24 protein-coding genes are annotated in these 20,564 nt (G+C 58.1%); all 24 read right to left on the minus strand.

Annotated elements, in window-relative coordinates; translation table 11 throughout:
* Window positions 1–7 precede the first annotated feature (7 nt).
* On the minus strand, window positions 8–1,132 hold the full coding sequence (flhB, locus tag HMPREF7545_RS05070; RefSeq protein ID WP_006694618.1) for a flagellar biosynthesis protein FlhB: 1,125 nt from the start codon (window positions 1,130–1,132) through the stop codon (window positions 8–10).
* Window positions 1,095–1,877, minus strand: coding sequence for a flagellar biosynthetic protein FliR (fliR, locus tag HMPREF7545_RS05075; RefSeq protein ID WP_006694619.1), 783 nt, complete (start codon window positions 1,875–1,877; stop codon window positions 1,095–1,097). The genes flhB and fliR overlap by 38 nt, the downstream gene beginning before the upstream one ends.
* A 15-nt stretch (window positions 1,878–1,892) precedes the next feature.
* Window positions 1,893–2,162 carry a flagellar biosynthesis protein FliQ gene (fliQ, locus tag HMPREF7545_RS05080; protein ID WP_006694620.1) on the minus strand — a complete coding sequence of 90 codons (270 nt, stop codon included), beginning with the start codon at window positions 2,160–2,162 and terminating at the stop codon, window positions 1,893–1,895.
* A 15-nt stretch (window positions 2,163–2,177) separates the two neighbouring features.
* Window positions 2,178–2,927 carry a flagellar type III secretion system pore protein FliP gene (gene fliP, locus HMPREF7545_RS05085; RefSeq protein WP_006694621.1) on the minus strand — a complete coding sequence of 250 codons (750 nt, stop codon included), beginning with the start codon at window positions 2,925–2,927 and terminating at the stop codon, window positions 2,178–2,180.
* Window positions 2,928–2,957: 30 nt separating this feature from the next.
* A complete protein-coding gene (locus tag HMPREF7545_RS05090; protein WP_006694622.1) occupies window positions 2,958–3,470 on the minus strand; it encodes a FliO/MopB family protein in 513 nt (170 codons plus the stop codon).
* A complete protein-coding gene (locus tag HMPREF7545_RS05095; RefSeq protein ID WP_006307432.1) occupies window positions 3,470–3,832 on the minus strand; it encodes a response regulator in 363 nt (120 codons plus the stop codon). Before HMPREF7545_RS05095 ends, HMPREF7545_RS05090 begins: the two co-directional genes overlap by 1 nt.
* A gap of 157 nt (window positions 3,833–3,989) precedes the next feature.
* Entirely contained in the window at window positions 3,990–5,171 is a 1,182-nt protein-coding gene (gene fliY, locus HMPREF7545_RS05100; RefSeq protein ID WP_006694623.1) for a flagellar motor switch phosphatase FliY, read from the minus strand.
* Window positions 5,164–6,165 (minus strand): flagellar motor switch protein FliM, encoded by a 1,002-nt coding sequence (gene fliM / locus HMPREF7545_RS05105; protein ID WP_006694624.1) that lies wholly within the window; start codon window positions 6,163–6,165, stop codon window positions 5,164–5,166. Before fliM ends, fliY begins: the two co-directional genes overlap by 8 nt.
* 39 nt (window positions 6,166–6,204) lie before the next feature.
* Complete coding sequence (locus tag HMPREF7545_RS05110) at window positions 6,205–6,726, minus strand: flagellar basal body-associated FliL family protein (RefSeq protein ID WP_006694625.1); 522 nt, start codon at window positions 6,724–6,726, stop codon at window positions 6,205–6,207.
* 122 nt (window positions 6,727–6,848) lie between these two features.
* Window positions 6,849–7,049, minus strand: a complete 201-nt coding sequence (locus HMPREF7545_RS05115; protein WP_037372147.1) for a flagellar FlbD family protein — start codon at window positions 7,047–7,049, stop codon at window positions 6,849–6,851.
* Between the two features lie 153 nt (window positions 7,050–7,202).
* Window positions 7,203–7,934: a DNA repair protein RecO gene (recO, locus tag HMPREF7545_RS05120; RefSeq protein ID WP_006694627.1), complete on the minus strand. Its 732-nt coding sequence runs from the start codon at window positions 7,932–7,934 to the stop codon at window positions 7,203–7,205.
* Window positions 7,935–8,612 carry a DUF502 domain-containing protein gene (locus HMPREF7545_RS05125; protein WP_006694628.1) on the minus strand — a complete coding sequence of 226 codons (678 nt, stop codon included), beginning with the start codon at window positions 8,610–8,612 and terminating at the stop codon, window positions 7,935–7,937.
* 46 nt (window positions 8,613–8,658) lie between these two features.
* Window positions 8,659–9,552 carry a GTPase Era gene (gene era, locus HMPREF7545_RS05130; RefSeq protein ID WP_006694629.1) on the minus strand — a complete coding sequence of 298 codons (894 nt, stop codon included), beginning with the start codon at window positions 9,550–9,552 and terminating at the stop codon, window positions 8,659–8,661.
* Window positions 9,549–10,010, minus strand: coding sequence for an rRNA maturation RNase YbeY (gene ybeY / locus HMPREF7545_RS05135; protein WP_006694630.1), 462 nt, complete (start codon window positions 10,008–10,010; stop codon window positions 9,549–9,551). Before ybeY ends, era begins: the two co-directional genes overlap by 4 nt.
* The gene (locus HMPREF7545_RS05140) at window positions 10,000–10,980 is read right to left on the minus strand and encodes a PhoH family protein (protein WP_040571226.1); all 981 of its coding nucleotides are present in this window, start codon (window positions 10,978–10,980) and stop codon (window positions 10,000–10,002) included. Before HMPREF7545_RS05140 ends, ybeY begins: the two co-directional genes overlap by 11 nt.
* Window positions 10,981–11,004: 24 nt before the next feature.
* Entirely contained in the window at window positions 11,005–11,634 is a 630-nt protein-coding gene (locus HMPREF7545_RS05145; RefSeq protein ID WP_040571227.1) for a peptidase C39, read from the minus strand.
* On the minus strand, window positions 11,631–12,536 hold the full coding sequence (locus tag HMPREF7545_RS05150) for a DMT family transporter (protein WP_006694633.1): 906 nt from the start codon (window positions 12,534–12,536) through the stop codon (window positions 11,631–11,633). Before HMPREF7545_RS05150 ends, HMPREF7545_RS05145 begins: the two co-directional genes overlap by 4 nt.
* Window positions 12,537–13,889 (minus strand): phosphoglucosamine mutase, encoded by a 1,353-nt coding sequence (glmM, locus tag HMPREF7545_RS05155; RefSeq protein ID WP_006694634.1) that lies wholly within the window; start codon window positions 13,887–13,889, stop codon window positions 12,537–12,539. It lies immediately after the preceding gene.
* Between the two features lie 41 nt (window positions 13,890–13,930).
* Entirely contained in the window at window positions 13,931–15,535 is a 1,605-nt protein-coding gene (locus HMPREF7545_RS05160) for an NAD(P)/FAD-dependent oxidoreductase (protein WP_006694635.1), read from the minus strand.
* Window positions 15,532–16,464 (minus strand): CdaR family protein, encoded by a 933-nt coding sequence (locus HMPREF7545_RS05165; protein ID WP_006694636.1) that lies wholly within the window; start codon window positions 16,462–16,464, stop codon window positions 15,532–15,534. Before HMPREF7545_RS05165 ends, HMPREF7545_RS05160 begins: the two co-directional genes overlap by 4 nt.
* Window positions 16,461–17,300, minus strand: a complete 840-nt coding sequence (gene cdaA, locus HMPREF7545_RS05170) for a diadenylate cyclase CdaA (protein ID WP_006695797.1) — start codon at window positions 17,298–17,300, stop codon at window positions 16,461–16,463. Before cdaA ends, HMPREF7545_RS05165 begins: the two co-directional genes overlap by 4 nt.
* Before the next feature lie 221 nt (window positions 17,301–17,521).
* Window positions 17,522–18,547, minus strand: coding sequence for a branched-chain amino acid aminotransferase (locus HMPREF7545_RS05175; protein ID WP_006694639.1), 1,026 nt, complete (start codon window positions 18,545–18,547; stop codon window positions 17,522–17,524).
* A 52-nt stretch (window positions 18,548–18,599) separates the two neighbouring features.
* Window positions 18,600–20,147, minus strand: a complete 1,548-nt coding sequence (locus HMPREF7545_RS05180) for a bifunctional ADP-dependent NAD(P)H-hydrate dehydratase/NAD(P)H-hydrate epimerase (protein ID WP_006694640.1) — start codon at window positions 20,145–20,147, stop codon at window positions 18,600–18,602.
* Window positions 20,144–20,521: a holo-ACP synthase gene (acpS, locus tag HMPREF7545_RS05185; protein WP_006695798.1), complete on the minus strand. Its 378-nt coding sequence runs from the start codon at window positions 20,519–20,521 to the stop codon at window positions 20,144–20,146. Before acpS ends, HMPREF7545_RS05180 begins: the two co-directional genes overlap by 4 nt.
* Window positions 20,522–20,564 lie beyond the last annotated feature (43 nt).

A 20,564-nucleotide genomic window follows, 5' to 3' on the forward strand; every position in this document is an offset into this window, starting at 1 on the left:
TCGCATCCTATGCGCCGCGCCGCGCATGTTTCAAACGGTAGACATATGCGAGGACTTCAGCGACCGCCTGATAGAGCTCATGCGGCACAGCATCGCCGACCTGCACGGCGGCATAGAGCGTACGCGCAAGCGGTTTATTCTCAATGATCGGGACACGCGCATCGCGCCCAATCTCCTTGATGCGCTGTGCGACGAGATCTTGTCCTTTAGCGACGACGGTCGGCGCGACCATCCCCTGCTCATAGGAGAGCGCCACGGCATAGTGCGTCGGGTTCGTGATGATGACATCCGCCTTTGGGACTTCCTTCATCATGCGTGCCATTGCCATCTGACGCTGCTTTTGACGGATCTTCCCCTTGATCTGCGGGTCTCCCTCAGTCTGTTTCATCTCGTCCTTGACTTCCTGCTTTGTCATCTTGAGATCCTGCGTCGTCTGCCATCTCTGGTAGCCATAGTCGCAGAACGCCATAATCATAATGACGCCGATAACGATGAACGCCATCTGGAAGATGATCTCGGCGACCAGCGCAAGGCTCGTTGTCAGATCGAAGAACATGAACTGCGGCATCGCGAGAATTTGCTCGTGAATAAAGCGGTAGAGAAAGAAGCCGATGACGATGATCTTAAAGAAGGACTTTGCCAGCTCCACAAGCGCCCGCTTCGAAAAGATGCGCCCGAATCCGTTGATCGGATTCAATTTATCCAGCTTGAACTCAATGGACTCCGCACTGAAATTCAGGCCGACCTGGAAAAAATTGATCGCAAGGCCGATGACCATGATAAAGAGCATGATCGGGAACGCGGTCTTGGCAAGTACAATGATGATGCCGATGAAGATGCGGATGATATTCTCCGTATCGACCGTCTGGTTCAGATTGCTGAACACATAGGTTGTGTAGGTCGCGATCGAAAGATAGATAGAGTCCCACAGGAGCTTCAGAGAGAAGAAACCCACGAGCAGGACAAATGCCGTATTCAGTTCCTGACTGCGCCCGACCTGTCCTTTTTTCCGGGCATCGGCACGCTTTTTCGCGGTCGGTTCTTCCGTCTTTTCCCCGCCGGCGAAACGCTGGAGGTCAAAGACGAATGCGCACCTATTGCAGGGCGCGTACCGCAAGCGATATATTTCCATACATTTCATTAAACAGCACATCCAGGAATAAGACATAGAACGGAATAATCATTGAGAGAACAACAATGCCGATCATCAGCTGCATCGGAATGCCGACAACGAAGATATTCATCTGCGGCATCGTGCGCGATAAAATGCCGAGTCCCACGTTGGTGAGCAGGATGGCGAAGGTAATCGGCATCGCAATCTTCATCCCCGTGACGAAAATTCCACCGGTGAAATTGGCCAGGAGCAGCGCAATCGACAGATTGGGCTCCATCCCGGCGAGCGGAACGGCCCGAAAACTCTCCACCAACGCTGCAATAATCATATGATGCCCGTTGGTCACCAACAGGATGATCACCGCTAAATTATAAAGAAAACTTCCGATGAGCGGTATCTGCTGACCGGAAGTCGGATCTACAACATTGACGATGGCAAATCCCACCTGCATATCCATGACCTTGCCCGCCATGGTGATGGCGGCAAAGGAAATGTACGCGACAAAACCGATCAGCCAGCCGATAAACAACTCGCCGACAGCCGCAACCGCAAACATAATGATGGTCTCGGGGGCCGTGACAACGCCCAGTCTGTCAATTACAGGAAAGAGCACCACGGTCATCGCCAACGCAATCCCTACACGAAAGAACGGTGCGATGTTCATGCTGCCGAAAAACGGCGAAATTAAAAAGATGCCGCTGATCCTTGTGAGTGTCAGCAAAAACGCCGCAATATGTCCCTGAAGCAGCTCATACAAATCCATGCAGCGCCGCCCCTTTCATCGCAGATACTGCGGCAGATTGACAAAGACATTTGTCACATACTCCACCATAATGCGCAGCATCCACGGGCCAAAGATCAAGATGGCGACAAATACCGCAATGATCTTCGGGATGAACGCCAGCGTCTGCTCCTGAATCGAAGTCGTCGCCTGAAACACGGCTACCAAAAGGCCGACAATAAGGCCCAGGCCCAACATGGGGGCAGAGACCAAGAGGACAATCATGAGCGCTTCCTGGGCAAGCTGGATGACCAAATCTCCGGACATCAGTGCGCCTCCCCGTCAGCGGAAACTCATGATGAGCGACTGGATCAGGAGATGCCACCCATCAACCATAACAAACAGCAGGATCTTAAACGGCAGCGAGATCATCACCGGCGGCAGCATCATCATGCCCATGGACATGAGCGTACTCGCAACGATCATATCGATAACGATAAACGGGATATAGATCATAAATCCGATCTGGAACGCCGTCTTCAGCTCACTGATAATGAACGCAGGGATGAGCGTGAACGTCGATACATCCTCAGGCCCGTCCGGCCGCGGCGCATCCGACAGATTGACAAAGAGCGCGAGGTCAGATTCTCGTGTTTGGCGGAACATGAACTCGCGCATCGGGTCGACAACATTCTCGAGCGCCTGCTCCTGTGATATCTCTCCCGCCAAATAGGGCTGGATCCCGTTTTCGTTCGCCTGCCCCCAGTAGGGTGCCATGATGTAGAACGACAAAAACAGGGACAGCGCGATGACCACCTGGTTCGGCGGCACATTCTGCGTGGAGAGCGCATTGCGCAGGAACCCGATGACGACGACGATCCGGACAAAAGAGGTCGTCATGACCAGAATGGCCGGTGCCAGCGAAACAATCGTAAGCACAGCGAGCAGCTGCATGCTGGTCGCCACATCCTGCGGATTTTCCGAGGTTCCGACGCCAAGGCTGACGGTGGGGATCAGCGGCGCAGCGTCCGCATGTCCCGCGCCGAGCAGAAGGAGCGCCGCGCCTCCCAAAACAAGCCATATGCGCCCCAATTCTGTCCCCCCATTTCTCCCTATTTCGCCCTACTTCCGGAAAAGCGGCGGTATCTTTTGAACAAAATCCGACAGCGAGCCGAACTGCTCCTGAAAAACGCCTCCGGCCGGCGGTTCTGCCGAGCGAATCTCCTCCACCGTCTCGGGATCGTCAATCTCCGTAATCAGGCGAATGTTCGTATCGGTAACACCGAGCACAAAAATGCGGCCAAACAGCTCCACCACACAGACTGAACGGTTCGGTCCGAGCGGCAGCTGCAGATACACCTGACCGCCGCGTGCCGCCAGCGTTCGCATCGAGCTCTTGCCAAAGGTGCGCGCCACAAAGTAGGCAAGGATCACAACAAATGCAAAAACAGCAAAAAGGCTGACCACGTAGGCGACCGTCGACCACCATGATACGGCCGACGGGCGCGGGTCAGCCTCTTCATATCCGGCTAGATATCCGCCGCCCGTCTCACCTGCAGCAGACGCATCCCCCGTACATAGTACGACAAGTATGCATCCGAGCAGCAGGGACAGAGAAAATATCCGTCCGCTCATCAGCCGACGGCTTTGCGAATGGCCTCCAGAACGCGATCCGCCTGGAACGGCTTCACGATGAAGTCGCGCGCACCCGCCTGAATCGCCTCGATGACCATTGCCTGCTGGCCCATGGCACTGCACATAACGACCTTCGCCGCAGGGTCAACCTTTTTGATCTCTTTCACAGCGGTGATCCCGTCCATCTCCGGCATCGTGATATCCATCGTCACAAGGTCCGGCTTGAGTTCTTGATACTTCTCCAGCGCCTTCATGCCGTTCTCCGCTTCGCCGACAATTTCATAGCCGTTCTTCGACAGGATGTCCTTCACCATCATTCGCATAAACGCCGCATCATCAACGATCAGAACGCGAGTTGCCATTTTCTCATCTCTCCTTAATCCGACTGAAGAATATCCCTATTCCAGGGGCAATGCACATACATCTATGTGCATTTTAAATCGTTACTCATTATAACGAAAAGTACCGCCTGTGACAAGGATTTTCTGCACTACTCCCAAAAGATCCATATTCCTTCCGCTACTGGAGACGCGCTGCGCGCTCCAGAGGGCTGACAATCTCCGTGATGCGAACGCCGAAGTTCTCGTCAATGACGACAACCTCGCCTTTCGCCAGATACTTTCCGTTGACCATGATATCCACAGGTTCTCCGGCAAGTTTATCCAGCTCTACAATCGAGCCCTTCGTCAGATCGAGAATGTCCTTGATCGACTTCTTTGTTCGGCCGAGTTCGACATTGACCTGAAGGGGCACATCGAGAATAAGACCGATATTAGCATCATTGACTTGTACCGGAACAGAACTTAGCGGCGTAAACTGTGCCGACTGTACCGGAACATTCGATGCGACATGTGGCTGCATAGGCGGTGCTCCATATCCATAGTTCTCAGGGGCTGCTGCGGCGGCAGCAGGCGCAGCGGCTGCGGCAGGTGCGGCCGCCGGAGGCGGCTCTGCGGCAGCTGCCACGATCGCTTCTTCTTCATTATCGACATCCGCCTGCTGATTCATCAGGGCATCGACCATATCCTTCGCGACGTCCAGCGGCAGGAGCTGCATGATCTCACTGTCAATGAGCCCGTCCACCTCCATGCGGAAGGATGTCTGTATGATCGGATCCACCTTGTCGAGCAGCTTGGACACGACTTCCGCCGTTCCAAGATCCACGAGCGTCACCACAGGCGGGGTGATATCCACCTTTTTGTTGAACATCGAGGAGAGCGAGGTCGCGACACTGCCCATCATCTGGTTCATGGACTCGCTGACCGCGCTCATATGAATTTCGCTGAGCTCCTCGTCGGGATTCGTGCCGTCGTTGCCCATCATCAGATCGGCGATGATTGCGGCGTCCCGCGCCTGAATGCAGAGGACATTGTTGCCCTCGATCCCGACGCTGTATCCGACCTCCACCACGAGGAACGGGATCGGGTATCTTTCCTTGAGCGTGCGCAGATTGGAAACAGAGACGGTCGGCGTTGTGATTGATACCTTGCGCCCAAGCAGGACGGACAGCGTCGTCGCCGCACCGCCCATGGAAATGTTGCCGATCTCTCCGAGCGCGTCACGCTCCATATCGGTGATGCCGGCATCATCGGTGGAGGATGCGTCAGCGGCAGGCGCGGCATCATCTGCGGGCGAATCTCCTCCCGCCCCACCGCTTAGGAGAGCATCGATCTCCTCCTGCGAGATCATTTCATCACTCATTCGCGTCGTCATCTCCTTCTATAATGCCGGATATCTGAACAGCCATGCGCTTTCCGGCAGTGCCGGGGTGCGCGCGGAATTTTGGATTCGTCCCGACATAGCAGACGAGTTCATCCTGCGCCAGCGTATCAAGCTGCAGAACGTCGCCGAAGCCGAGGGTAAGGAATTCGTTGATCGTAATATCAACCGAGCCGAGCTCGACTGAAAACGGCACCCACGTCCGCTCGATCTTGCGCTGGAGCTCTGCCACCTGCTCGGGGGTGCTCTCTTTATCCACAGAGGACGCTACCCAGAATGATGTTGTGAGCTTTGACATAACAGGCTCGAGCACGAGGTACGGAATACAGACGTTCATCATGCCCTCGACATCCCCCATCTTGACATGGATCGTGATGAGCACAACCATGTCGCTGGGCGGTACAATCTGGGCAAACTGGGGATTCGTCTCCATCGTCTCAAAGTTCGGTCGGAACTCGATGACGTTGCTCCACGCTTCCCTGAAATAGTTGATGACCGTATCAATGAAGCGCCGCATAACGGCTGCTTCAATATCGGTCAGCGCACGCGACTTAACGCCGGGTTTCCCTTCTCCGCCGAAAATGCGGTCAATGTATGCAAACGCAATGTCTGTGCCGACCTCAATAATGATATTTCCCTTCAGCGGCGGCAATGCGATGATGCCGATCACGGACGGATTCCCCATGGACTGGACAAATTCCTGATAGGTCATCTGCTCGACGGACATAACCTCAATGTCGATCATCGCGCGCAGGCTTGCCGACAGATAGGTGTTTAAGAGGCGCGAAAAGCTCTCATGCAGCATGAAGAGCGTGCGAATCTGATCCTTGGAGAATTTATCCGGCCGCTTGAAGTCGTAGACCTTGACCTTGCGTTCCTCTTCTTCCGCCTTGACTTCCTCAGCGGAGACCGAGCCATCCGAAAGCGCTGAGAGCAGTTTATCTATTTCGGATTGAGACAGTACGTCCTCAGCCAAGACTCTTCCCCCTTCCCATTGTGCAGCGAATCATATTGCTTACTGCAGCAGGAAGCTCGTGATGTAAACATCGTAAACAGAGCCCTGGCCCAGGCGCTCGTTGAGCGCATCCTTCAGCTGCTTCTTGAGTGCGTCCTGCTTGGACGCATCAAACTCCTCAAGCGGTGCGGCGCGCAGGAACTGCATCGTCGTATCGAGGATCTTCGTCTCCGCGACGGAGCCGACTTTCCCATCCGTTACATTCTCGGATTTTCCGGGATTCAGTTCCAGGACGATCCCCGCCTTGAGGAACTTCCCTGCGCGGCCCCCGCCGACATTGACCAGAATTCCTTCTTTGGGATCGCCGAGCTTGTAGAACACGCCCGGGTCACGATGTGAGCCGCTGCCGCCCCCATCTTCTGAATGCAGCGGCGACTCCGTCTGTGAAAAGATGTAGTATGAAATACCGCCGGCTGCAGCCACCGCGACCAGAACTGCCACGACGACCACAACAACCAGCATCAGCATAGGCGATTTCTGTTTCGGCTGTTCTGCCGCCTGTTCTTCCTTTTCCTCCGCCATGAGTTAATTCCCTCCCTAAAAATGACCACGAAGCCGCAGCGGCTTCACACCGGGGCACTCCCTTGCCGCGTGAAGGAACACACTGTTCCTTCCATTATACCAAAGGAATGGAAATTCGCCAACTAATTTTGATGGAGCGCCCGACGGTACTTAATCGTACGGCGCACAATCTCCTCCATCGGCTCTTCGACGATGAGTTTCTTGCCGTTGGTAAGCGTTATCACTGTGTCCGGCGTTTCCTCAATGCTCTCAATGATCTCTGCATTGAGGACAAATTCTCCCTTTTGATTCGTCTTGGAGTTGAACTTCGTCAGCATGATCATGACAGGTTTCCCCTCCGTTCCCTTTTTGTTTTCTTTGGTATTCGCACAATAAAAGTACATGCGAAATGATTACTTGTATATTTTCGCCGCGATCTTTACTTTTCCTTTTTTTTCAGCGTTATTTTTTCATGTCATCTTAAATTTTTATCAAAATCATGCAAGCTGCGCTAAAAAATCGAGCGATCGAAGAGGGTGCCCGACAAGTTCCCGCACGTGGGCGAGCACGATCGCCTCCGCCGCCATGAGCACTCCGCCCCGTACGCGCAGAGGCGCCGGATTCTGCCAATCGAGCGTCTGCAGCCCGATGAGCAGTTCCCGCAGTTCGGCCGAAAAGAGGACCGCCCCTTCCGTACGGCAGTCCGCACACAGCGCACCGCCCTCGCGCGCGAGGAAAAAGGCATCCCCCTCGATCGCTTTCCCGCAGTGGATGCAGCGCTCATAGCTCTGCTGCAGCCCCGCTGCAGCGAGGATCTGAACGACGGAGGCGAGCGCGGTTACGCGCGGATTTCGCGTCTCGAATGCCGTCAGAATATGGACGAGCCGATCGAAAAAGGCCTCGTCCGATACCCCCTCGGGCAAAAATTCGCGAATCACCTCCGCGACAAACGTCGCATAGGCGAGCGAGGCAAGATCGAGCGAAATCTTAGCGTGATGGTCGCGCACCGAAGCAGTCTTCACCGTCTCGAGGCGCGCTCCCTCGGCGAGCTGCAGATCAGCGTGCACGAACATCTGCATTGCGCCCGCGAGCGGACTGCGCGGCCGGCGGCATCCGAATGCCGCGGCGCGCAAAATCCCCTGTCTGCGGGTAAAGACGGTGACAATCTTATCGGCTTCGCCCCAATTCCGTGCACCGAGCACGATCCCTTCTGCGCCGTAAAGAGCCATCTATTCCTCCGCCCCGGTCTTTCGATCAGAGGGCTCCGAGGGCCTGCCGGCATTTTTCTGTGCGCTGCTCCCTTTCACATCGGCAAGCGGCATGACGGCGCCTGCCGTCAGCATATATTGGAGGGCCTCCTCCTTCGGAATATTGATCGTCACCGCATCCTCCTTCTTAACGAGGAGCGTCGTTCCCGAGGTCATGTTGAGGCTCCACGGAACAAAGACACAGACATAGCCGCCGCCCATCGCCTCCTGAAAGCGCGGCGGCAGATCCGCCATCACGAAGCCGAGCGCACGCGCTCCCTGATACGGGACATGGACGACGCGCTTGAAATTGCTGCGGGGGTCAAGCACGGCCTCCGAGAGACGCTTCACGCTCGTATAGATAAACTTCACAAACGGGATCGTCCCGATCATATTTTCGCCCAGCGAGATGAGCTTTGCGAGCACCCAGTTGGTCGATGCCCATCCGGCGAGATAGATGATGAGCACGAGAGTGATGATGCCCATGCCGGGGAAATAAAAGGGCAGGTACTGCCCGAGTACGCCCTCCGTAAAGCGAAGCGTCCACTCAATAACGAGCAGCGTGATGACAACGGGTACAAGCACGAGCAGTCCGTTCACAAAGCGCCGCGATATCCGTTTCATCGCGCGCCGGTAGAGCAGGTTCAGCCGCAGTGTCATCTTCTCCGCCTCCTTTTCAATATCCTCGTATCTGAAACATCACTGATCAGTAGTCCTCAAAACCAAACTCGCGCAGCGCATTTGTGCGGTTGCGCCAGTCCCGGCGCGTCTTGACCCAGAGATCCAGATAGACTTTCGCGCCGAGCAGCGTCTCCGCATCAGCGCGCGCCCGTTCGCCAATCGTGCGCAGCAGCGCGCCCTTTGCGCCGATGACAATGCCCTTCTGCGACTCGCGCTCAACATAGATGACCGCACGAATGTAGACATCGCCCTTCTCCCGGGTCGTCATCTCCTCGATGTCAACGGCAACCGCATGCGGAATCTCATCCCGCGTCAGCTCGAGCACCTTCTCGCGCACGAGCTCAGCGATGATGAGGCGCTCCGGCTGATCCGTCACCATATCTTCAGGATAGTACTGCGGGCCTTCCGGGAGATATTTCTTGATCTCCGCGAGCAGCCCGTCCAGATTTTCCCCCTCACGCGCTGAGATGGGCACAATGCCTGCAAATTCATACGCCTTCGCATAGTTTGCAATGACGGGCAGACTCTCCGCGCGCGGGATACAGTCCACCTTGTTGACGGCGAGCAGCACAGGCACACGCACAGAGGCGAGCTGCTTCAGAATATACCGCTCACCCGGTCCCATCTTCTCCGTCACATCCACAACAAAGACGATGACATCGACGCCGTGGAGCGCCCCCTCTGCCGCCTTTGCCATATAGCTGCCGAGTTTATGCTTCGGCTTGTGTACGCCCGGCGTATCGAGGAAAATGATCTGTGCATCCTCCTCGGTCAGGATACAGAGGATGCGGCTGCGCGTTGTCTGGGGCTTGTCGCTCATGATGGCGATCTTCTGCCCGATCAGCGCGTTGATCAGCGTAGACTTGCCGACGTTCGGCCGACCGATCACGGCGGCAAATCCGGATTTATGCATCTTCATCGTTGAATCCCCAGTTCCTCCATGACATGCCGCTGCTCCTCTTCCATCTCCAGCCGCTCCTCCTCCTCCATATGGTCATAGCCGAGGAGGTGCAGCATCCCGTGCACGGTGAGAAAGGAGAGTTCGCGCAGCATACTGTGTCCGTACTCCTCCGCCTGCGCCGCAGTACGTTCGAGCGAGATGACGAGATCGCCCAGCACCATGCCGCCGTCCGCCCCGATGATCTCAGGCTCCTCGCTCTCCGCAAGAGCAAAGGAGAGCACGTCCGTCGGGCGGTCGACATTGCGGTATTCGCGGTTGAGCACATGGACGTGCGCATCATCGGTCAGCGTCACGCTGACCTCGGCATCCTCCGCGCCATAGAGCCGTCCGACCGTCTCGACCGCGCGGCGCACAGCCGCGATGTCGCTGTCCGGCACGGGCAGGTCCTCGGGCTCGCGCCGAATCTCAATCTCCATGTGCGCGTCCCCGCTTCTTCTCCCAAACGCCGTATGCCTCGACAATCCGCGTTACGACCTCATGTCGGATGATGTCGACCGGCTCGAGCTTTACAATCCCGACACCCTTGACACCTCTCAGGATCTGGCATGCCTGCCGCAGGCCGGATACGGTTCCGCGCGGCAGGTCCACCTGCTCAAGGTCGCCCGTCACCACCATGCGCGAACCGAAGCCGAGGCGTGTGAGGAACATCTTCATCTGCGCCCCCGTCGTATTCTGCGCCTCGTCGAGGATGATGAAGGCATCCTCCAGCGTACGCCCGCGGATGTAGGCAAGCGGCGCCACCTCGATCAGCTGGCGGCTCATCATCTTCTGATATGCCTCCGCACCGAGAATGTCCTGCAGCGCATCATAGAGCGGACGCAGATAGGGGTTGATCTTCTCCGTCAGATCGCCGGGCAGAAAGCCGAGGTGCTCCCCCGCCTCCACGGCGGGACGCGTGAGGATGATGCGGCTGACCTCGCGGTTTCGGAGCGCCGCCACGGCCATCACAACCGCAAGATAGGTCTTTCCCGTGCCTGCAGGGCCGACGCCGAGCGTGACGGCATTCTTCCGTATTTTCGCAAGATAGTCGCGCTGCCCGAGCGTCTTTGCCCGCACTTCCTTCCCCTTTGCCGTCACAAGCAGGACCTCGGAGAAGAGGCCGTGCAGTTCCTCTCTGCGCCCTTCCCGGATGAGGCGGGCGCCGTATGCCGCCTCATGCGTCGTCAGCTTTGCCCCCTGCCGGTGATAGAAGAGAAGTTCCTGTACGAGGGCGCATGCAGCGGCAGCATCCTCCGCCGCCCCGGTAATGGCAAGAGAGCCGCCGCGGCTCACCATGCGGCAGGAGAAGTTCTCCTGCATGCTCTGCAGGAGTGTGTCGCGGTCACCGAGAATCGCATACGCCTCCTGCTGATCTCTGAATTCAATCTCTTCTGTTGTCTCCTGCAAGAACATGCCTCCTATCTGCTGCCGTTAAATAAAGTATTCGATCGTATCGTCCGCCGTCCTGCGCGTCCGCTCATCGAAAAGCAGTACCGCCTCGCGCGTTTCCGCAGGGCCGAACGCGTAAAGCTCACGCGTCTCGCGATTAAAGCAGTCAAAGGGAACGATCCGGTTATACGCATGCGGATGCGCGCAGGTCACCTCAATGCCCGCGCGCACGAACTCCGGCTCCGCCTCTGCCAGATAATACGGATCGAAGAGATAGATGCGATCCGCCGACGCCCCCGTAATCAGCGCATAGTGCTCGACCTCGTAAAAGAGCCGCACCACTGCTGCGCCGCCGCGTGCGACGGCATCATTAACGTAGCTGTGCGCACCGACATGCACCGCCTGCCCCGAGATATACTGGCAGGACAGCGGAAAATTCGCAGCGCGGGAGAATCCCTCCAGCCAGTTGGCAAGATACATCATCGCCATACGCGACGTGCCCGCCTTGCCCGCAGCGCCGTCCATCCCATAGCAGTCGAGCGAGTAGAGCGTAACGCTGCGGATGATCTCGGGCGGAACCTCCGCACGCGGGAAAAGATAGCTCACCCCGTTGAGCAGTGCCGTCGGTCCGCAGTCGTACTCCGATATCTGGTAGCGCAGCGGTATTTTCATGCCTTTCCCCATTTCTTCAAAAGATTCGGCGTCAGAATCGCCGCAATGACGAGCACGATCCCGACAACCTGCACCATGCCAAAATGCGTATCGAAGATCAGCCAGGCAAAGAGAACGCTCGCCACCGGCTCAATCGTTGCCGTGATCGCCGTCTCCTCCGGATTCAGCCAGCGCAGCCCCACATTGAACGCAAAGAAGGCGACCACGGTCCCCAGCCCGATGATGATGACGAGATCCATCCACGTCTTCGCCGTAAAGAACGAACCGACATCCAGAATTACATGGGTTACGGGCAGGAGGGCAATCCCGCCGATCAGCATGCAGACGGCCAGCAAAAAGAAGCGGTCAAAGAGATGCAGGAGGCGCAGCGGATAGATCATTGCAAAAACAAAGGCAATCGCCGAGACAAGGCTCCACGCAATGCACGCCATCGGCACGGAAAGCCTTCCGAAATCGCCGCCCGTCACGAGGAGAAACACCCCCGCTACGGCAACGATAACCGTTCCGGCCTCCACTGCGGTCGGCAGACGGCGGTGGCGGAGCGCCAGATAGAGAATCATCATCGCGGGACTCGTATAGGTGATGACCGTCGTCGCCGCCGCATCCCCCGCCGCAATGCCTTCAAAATATGAATACTGCACGAACATGATGCCGAGTACACCAAAGACCGCGAGCTGCACGAGAATCCGAGGATCCCGCCGTACAAAACGCATTCCGCGCCGCAGGCTTCCCGTCCACCATGACAGGAGAAAGAACATGGCACTCGAGAGAAAGAGCCGTACCTGTGTCAGCTCGACCGGGATATGATCGGACTGTGTGTAAAAATGCTGCGCTGCCGTGCCGCTCGCCGCCCATGCCGTCCCCGCAAGCAGGACGAAGAGGATGGCGGAGAGATGCGACATTTAGGCCTCTCCCTGTTCCCGCTTCACGACCTCGACAATCGCGCCGCAGACTTCTTCGAGCTGGGCCTGCTCTTGCCCCTCTGCCATCACGCGGATGAGCGGTTCGGTCCCCGACGGACGCACGAGAACGCGCCCGTCACATCCGAGGATGCGCTCGCCCTCTTCAATTGCGGCACGAATGGCAGAATTCTCCTCCCAGCCGGCCTTGCTCTTCACGCGTACATTGACGAGGAGCTGCGGATACGTCGTCATCATCGCATTCAGCTCCGACGCCTTCTTTCCGCCGCGGCGGAGCGCAGCAAGCACCTGCAGCGCCGTGATGAGCCCGTCGCCCGTCGTCGCATACTCTGCAAAGATGATATGCCCCGACTGTTCGCCCCCGATGGCATAGCCGCTGCGGCGCATCGCTTCAAGAACATAGCGGTCGCCGACCGCCGTCACCTCGACGCGTCCGCCGAGAGCCGTGATCGCCTTGTGGAAGCCGATGTTCGCCATCACCGTCGTCACGACGGTCTTATGCGGGAGGCGGCCTGCGCGCAGCATTTCAGAGGCGCATGCCACAAGGATATGATCGCCGTCGATCAGTTCGCCTTTTTCATCGATGCAGAGGCAGCGGTCAGCATCCCCGTCGTGTGCAATGCCGATGTCCGCTCCCTGCTCAAGCACCGTCCGCTGCAGGGACTCCAGATGTGTCGATCCGCAGCCGTCATTGATGTTCACTCCGCTCGGGAGTGCATGGATCACCTTTACATCGGCGCCGAGGCGGCGCAGCACCTTCGGCATCGCCTCGTAGGCGGCACCGTTCGCACAGTCGAGCACGATCTTCATGCCGTCGAAGCGCTCTGTACAGGTGCGCACCACATAGTCGATGTATTGATTGAGAAGATCATCGCGATACTCCACGATCCCGATGTCCTTGCCCGTAGGGCGCGCCGCGTCGTCATTCGTTTGGAGGCGGCAGACGAGTTGTTCGAGTTCATCCTCCACAGTGTCCGGCAGTTTGTAGCCGTCGCCGCCGAAGAACTTGATGCCGTTGTCGGGAAACGGATTGTGCGAAGCAGAGATCACGATGCCTGCCATCGCCTTGTGTGCGCGCGCGAGATAGGCGATCGCCGGCGTCGGAACCACGCCCGCCAGCAGAGCAGCGCCGCCCGCCGAGCAGATGCCCGCCGTCAGCGCCGCCTCGAACATCTCGCCCGAGATGCGTGTATCGCGCCCGATCAAAATACGCGGGCGCATATTCGCACGCGCGCCGAAATAGAGCGTCGCCGCACGTCCAAGATGGTATGCCAGCTCCGGTGTGAGTTCCGTATTGGCCTCTCCGCGCACTCCGTCCGTTCCAAAAAGTCTCACTGTGAAAGCCCCCTGTTGATCTGTTTTATCCTCATCATAATCTACTTTATCTTTCCTAAAAAAGCAAGTGCGGCTTTCAGCCCGTCGAGCGCAGCACTCATAATGCCGCCCGCATAGCCCGCGCCCTCGCCGACGGGATAGAGCCCCGCCGCAGAGACCGCTTCCATCGTCCCGGCGTCGCGGAGAATGCGGCAGGGGGCAGAGGATCGCGATTCAACACCTGTCATTGGAATATCCGCCGCACCGAATCCCGGCACACGCGCATCCCAATGACGAAGGGCGCGCGCAAGCGATGCCGTGCATTCTGCCGGCAGGAGGACGCGCAGATCTGCGGGGCGCACGCCCGGCGCATAGGTCGGCGCAGCAGCAAAATCCATCGTCCCCGTACGCCCGGCGAGGAAATCTCCAACCGACTGTACAGGCGCACGAAAATCTCCGCCGCCGAGGTGAAAGGCGCGCGTTTCCAGCTCCCGCTGAAAGCGGATGCCGCCCAGCACATCTCCTCCCCAGTCTGCAGGATTCACCTGCACGAGCAGCGCACTGTTCGCCGTGCCCGAAGCGCGATGATAATTGCTCATCCCGTTCGTCGCGAGCCGCCCCTCCTCCGAGGCCGCTGCAACCACCATGCCGCCTGGACACATGCAGAACGAATAGACGCCGCGCCCGCCGATCGTGTCCCGATAGGTAAAAGCATAATCTGCTGCGGGCAGATATTCGCTTCCCGCGGCATCCCCGTACTGCATGCGGTCAATAAACGCCTGTGGATGCTCGATGCGCACGCCGACGGCAAATGCCTTTGCCTCCATCGCCACCCCCGCCTCATGCAGCATCGCATAGGTGTCGCGTGCTGAGTGACCGATGCCCAGAAATACGGCGTCCGCAGGTATGCGCTCCGCATCGCTCACGATCAGCGCCGCGATCCGCCCCGCCTGCCGCTCGATGCCGGTCACCTGCGTGCTGAAGCGAATCTCGCCGCCCATGCGGACGATCTCCCCGCGCAGGTTCTTCACCACCCGCCGCAGGATGTCCGTCCCGATGTGCGGTTTCTGGAGATACCGTATCTCTGCGGGCGCTCCCGCTGCGATAAACGCCTCTATGATCTCCCGCATGCGCGGATCATTGCTGCGCGCCGTCAGCTTTCCGTCCGAGAACGTACCCGCCCCGCCCTCGCCGAACTGCACGTTGGACGACGTGTCAAGTATGCCCGTCTGCCAAAAACGCGCAACGTCCTGCGTGCGCCGGTCAACATCCTGCCCGCGCTCCAAAACAAGCGGCGCAGCGCCCGCACGTGCGAGCGTCCATGCCGCGAAGATGCCTGCCGGGCCGAAACCAACGACAACGGGACGGTGCGTGCCGTACGCTCCCGCCCTGCAATACGGAATTGCAAGCGGCTCCTCTCTCTCCGCAGGTGCAATATCCGAATCACGGCGCGCGCGTGCGCGCACGTCCTTCTCATCCGCCGCATCAACATCGATGGTATAATTCCATACGATCGGTGCTCCGTTCCGCCGCCGCGCATCCAAGGCCTTATGAACGACAATCACCCCGTGCACGGCACAGGGTGATATCTTGAGACGTTTTGCCGCAATTTCTTTGAGCGGGCGAGCGTCATCATAGGGAACGCGCAGATTCTTTACGCGTATCATCGCATGTCTCCGACCTTAACCTCCACTGTCACATTCGGATCCGTCACGGTCACTCCCGCGGGAAGGCGGAGCTTTACCTGACGCTTCTCCGTCTCATGCACATCTGAAAGCGAGAATTCTTCCGTGCCGATGCTCGTGATCTTGCCGATCACATCCTCCGGCCCTGCGATCTCGATGCGCGCGGGTTCCACCGTGATCCCCTCAAGCCGGAGATGCGGAGCGAGGTCGCTGCGCGGGCGTGCCTGCACCTCCACGACTTTGCGCGATAATCCCCGCGCCAGCCGGACAGAGACATCCGTCGATTCCGGCAGCAGCGCAACGCCGGATACCTCGCGCCCGTCGGCATCAATGGCATGCAGTGATGTATGTACCGAAAAATCGCCCGACTGTCCTGCGAGACTGATATGACCGGCAATATGTACAACGCGATCCACAAGAGAACGAGGGCCTTCTACTGTCGCCGTCCCATTCGCCTGCGTAATCTTATCCACGGTATAGCCGCTGACAGGCTCACCGGAAGCGGTCAGCTCCGCCTTAAACGTCTTCTGCACAATGCGGTCAAGCGTCACAGAGATCTTGTCCGGCGAAACGCTGACCAGTTCAAAGCCGTAAGGAATTGAGGTCTCCACGGCATATGCCTTCTCCCCCTCGACAAAGTCCGAGAGGCGAACGCTCGCATGAAAATCGCTGCGGTCTGCCGCAACAAAGAGCGACCGCGCACCGCGCACGCGAATCGTCACTGTATCGGCAGCCGCATTGATCTGATAACCGTCCGGTGCATTCTCGATCGTTACCGGCACCGTGTAGTTTCCCTCGATCGCAGGGTTCTGATCGTTCATCACGTAAAGCCAGAGCACAACAGCCACGAGGAGCGCAAGTATTTTGGCCGGCAGATTGTGCTGCACAGCGTTCCGAAGCTTCGTCATCATTTCTTCCTCCAGCTCCGGACCATGTCCAGAATCGACGAGCGCGAGCTGTACGCAAACGCAGGCGTCAATATATGCGTCAGCTCATCTCCGTCCAAATGGCGATGAATCCGCCCATTCTCCGCAATCGAAATCGTCCCCGTTTCCTCGCTGACAACGACGATGAGCGCGTCGCACTGCTCGGAGAGACCGATCGCCGCACGATGCCTGGTCCCCAGTTCCGTCGAGAGCGTACGATTCTCCGTGAGCGGCAGGAGGCACCCCGCCGCGATCAGCCGATTGCCGCGGATAATCGCCGCACCGTCATGCAGAGGCGTATTCGGAATAAACACATTCATGAGGAAGTCAGAGGTGATGAGGCCGTCGATTTGGATGCCTGTCGCGCTGATGTCATTCAGGCCCATATTGCGCTCAATGACAAGCAGTGCACCGATCTTATTCGCCGAGAGGATCTTCACCGCATTTCGAATCTCGCGGACCGTGCTCTGCGCCTCCTCGTCATCCATAAGCCCGCCGGCGCGAAAAAATCGCCCCTGGCCGAGATGCTCAAGCGCGCGCCGCAGCTCCGGCTGAAAGACAATCGGCAGCGCAACAAAGAGCAGCGTCACGGACTTTTGCAGAAGCCACGAGATCACATGCAGATTAAAATAACTCGCCACGACCGTCACGCCGAGAAGAACAAGAATCCCCTTCGCGAGCGTAATGGCACGCGTATCTTCAAGCATGACATAGACGCGGTAGAGGATGACCGCCACGATCAGGATATCGAGAATATCCAGCGGAGCGATGGTCGACAGAATGCCGTGAAACTGTGTCGGCATCGTAAAATCAAGCGGCATAAGGACCCCCCAGGTAAAATCTTCCCTTCCCATTTGTATTTCCCCAAATACATTCCCACAGGCAAAATGCACGCTGCACAGCAGATGCTATCTATTTAGAATTTCTCTCTGATTATCAAAAATCCTTGTGACCTGTGCCATTCTCCAAAAAAAATTTCGTCCTTCCGTGAGAGTTTTCCGCATACAGCGGAATCCTTCTCTCAAAAAAGGACGAAATGTCATCAGCAGATCCTGCGGATCCAGCCTTCGGGTGCTTCGACCGTCCCGAGCTGAATCCCGCGCAGCGTATCATAGAGTTTTTGCAGAACCGGGCCCATGTGTTCCATGCCGCTGGGGAACGAAATCACCTTGGTGCCGTGCGTCACTGAACCGACCGGAGAGATGACCGCCGCCGTTCCGCAGAGCCCGCATTCCGCGAACTCCGAAAGCTCCGCAAATGCGACGGGCCGCTCCTCCACCCTCATGCCAAGGATATGCTCCGCGATGTAAACGAGGGAGCGCCGCGTAATCGACGGCAGGATGGATCCCGATTTCGGCGTCACAACCGTGCCGTTCTTCGTCACGAACAGGAAGTTCGCGCCGCCCGTCTCCTCGACATAGGTACGTGTCGCCGCATCGAGGAACATGTTCTCATCATAGCCCGCCGCATGCGCCGCCATATAGGCATGCAGGCTCATTGCATAGTTCAGCCCCGCCTTGATATGCCCCGTGCCGTGCGGCGCCGCACGGTCAAATGCACTCACGCAGAGGCGCACAGGCTTTGCGCCGTCCTTGAAATAGGGCCCTACGGGCGTCGCAAAGAGACGGAACTGATAGGCGTCGGCGGGTTTTACGCCGATCACCTCACCCGAAGCGAACAGGAAGGGACGCAGGTAGAGCGACGCATCGGAACCGTACGGCGGAACATAGTCGCGATTCGCAGCAACCACAGCATCTACCGCCTCGAGAAAGCGCTCCTTCGGGAACGAAGGCATCTCGAGATACGCAGCCGAGTCATACATACGCGCTGCGTTGAGATCAGGACGGAACGTCACAATATGCCCGTCGACCGTCTCATATGCCTTCAGCCCCTCAAAGACCTCCTGGCAGTACTGCAGAATGCCCGCGCACTCGCTGATCGCAACCGTCGCGTCCGAGGAAAGCCCGCCGGCATCCCATTTCCCGGCCGCATAGTTTGCTATATAGCGCTGCGGCAGGGAGCGATATTCAAACCCCAGATTGCCCCAGTCAATGTCCGCCTTTGCCATAATCAAGTGCCTCTTTCCTATAAATTTTATGTTCTATCATAGTACCGTACAGCTATCTTGTCAACTCTTTGAGCGCCTGCGGAAGCTCCGTCAAAATATCGCCCGCCGTCAGTCCGTTGCCGCTGCGCTCATAGGCAAGATCGCCCGCATGTCCGTGCAGATACACACCGACGATCGGCGTCATGGCACTCTCCATCTGTCGCATCAGTCCGACGATCGCACCCGCGAGCACATCGCCCGCACCTGCCGTCGCCATGCCCGCATTTCCGCAGGTCGTAAAGAAAGCGTCCCCGTCGGGATAGACGACAATCGTGCACGCGCTCTTCACCACAAAGACCGCCTGATGCGCACGCGACGCTTCTCGTGCCGTATGCAGCAGATTATCCTGCACTGCATCCGTTGTCTTGCCGAGAAGCCCGGCAAACTCGCCAAGATGCGGCGTCAGAATCGGCACCTGCGGCAGCTCACGCAGTGCGTCCAGATGACCGCGGAAGGCAAAGATCGCATCTGCGTCCATCACAAGCGGTGCCTTCACATCCGCAGCAAAAAGGCGCACAAACTCACTCGTCTCCTGTGCCCGCCCGATCCCGGGGCCGATCAGTACGGCATCGGCATCCGCCGCGAGCGTCAGCGTCTCCTGCAGAGCCGCTGCCCCGCCGAAGCATCCCTTCCCCTCATCCGGGACAGGTACGACCATGACTTCCGTCATCTTTGCCGCAAGCACGGCATAGAGGCGTTCCGGCACCGCGAGCGTCACAAGTCCTGCTCCGATGCGGAGAGCCGCCTGTGCAGCAAGCGCCGCCGCGCCCGTCATCCCGAGTGAGCCTGCAACGACGAGAATATGTCCGCAGGTGCCCTTGTGCGCATCGCGGCTGCGCGCAGGCAGGAGTTTTTCTGCGGCCGCCCGCGTGATCAGGGACTGACGCAGCTGTGTGCCGTCAAGCAGGGCATGGGGGATGCCGATATCATCGACGAGCAGTTCCCCTGCCGCGTTTGCGCCCTCTCCAAGGAAGTGTCCCACCTTCGGCAGTCCGAGCGCGAGTGTCCGATCTGCGCGGACGGCGAGCGACGAAACACGCCCGGTATTCGCCTCCACCCCGCTCGGAATATCAATCGCAATCGTGGGCTTCCCGGCTGCATTGATCTCCTCGATCAGCCGCAGGACCGGCTTGCGCAGCTCTCCCTGCACCCCCGTGCCGAGAATGCCGTCCACCACTGCGTCAGCAAAGCGAAGAGAGACACGCAGGCGGTCCCAGTCGCGATCGCTGACGAGCGGGCGAATCTCTGTGCCCATGCTCCGCAGAGCACTGTGCATTGCACGCGCCGTCTCTCCGAGGCGTTCTTCCTCTCCCATGAAGAACAACTTCACCCGCGCCCCCATATTCATGAGATGGCGTGCGGCGGCAAAGGCATCTCCCCCATTGTTTCCGCCGCCGGCAAAGACAGCGAACACCTTATCCGCCGCACTGCCGATCAGCGCAGCAGCCTCCTCCGCGGTTCGCCGTCCCGCATTCTCCATCAAGGCGGCAGTAGGCAAACCGTAGTCCTTCACCACGCTTTCATCGATTCTGCGCATGTCTTCTGCAAACGATACATTCATCGCTGACCCTCCAAAATACAATATGCCGTCGCATAATCACGCTCATGACTGAGCGTGATCCATACGCGATCAATCGCCATCTCCTCCGCGCGCACCGCAAGATATCCGCTCAGGCGGACCTGCGGTGCGCCGAGCGCATCCGGCAGGATCTCAATATCATGCAGCGCTGCCGCACGCAGCCCTGTCCCGAATGCCTTCAGCACGGCCTCCTTGCCCGCAAAACGTGCGGCAAGACTTGCAGGCATTCCCTTGCCGCGGCTCTTTGCATAGGCACGCTCACCCGCAGTATAAACACGCGCGAGAAAGCGCGGATTTTGAATCGCGCGCGCAACGCGCGGAATGTGAATAATATCGCTGCCAATCCCGAGAATCATAGCATCTCCTGATCCAATGACGGAAAAAGGGACCATTGCCCCT

The sequence above is a fragment of the Centipeda noxia ATCC 43541 genome, assembly GCF_000160555.1.
Lineage (GTDB): Bacteria > Bacillota > Negativicutes > Selenomonadales > Selenomonadaceae > Centipeda > Centipeda noxia.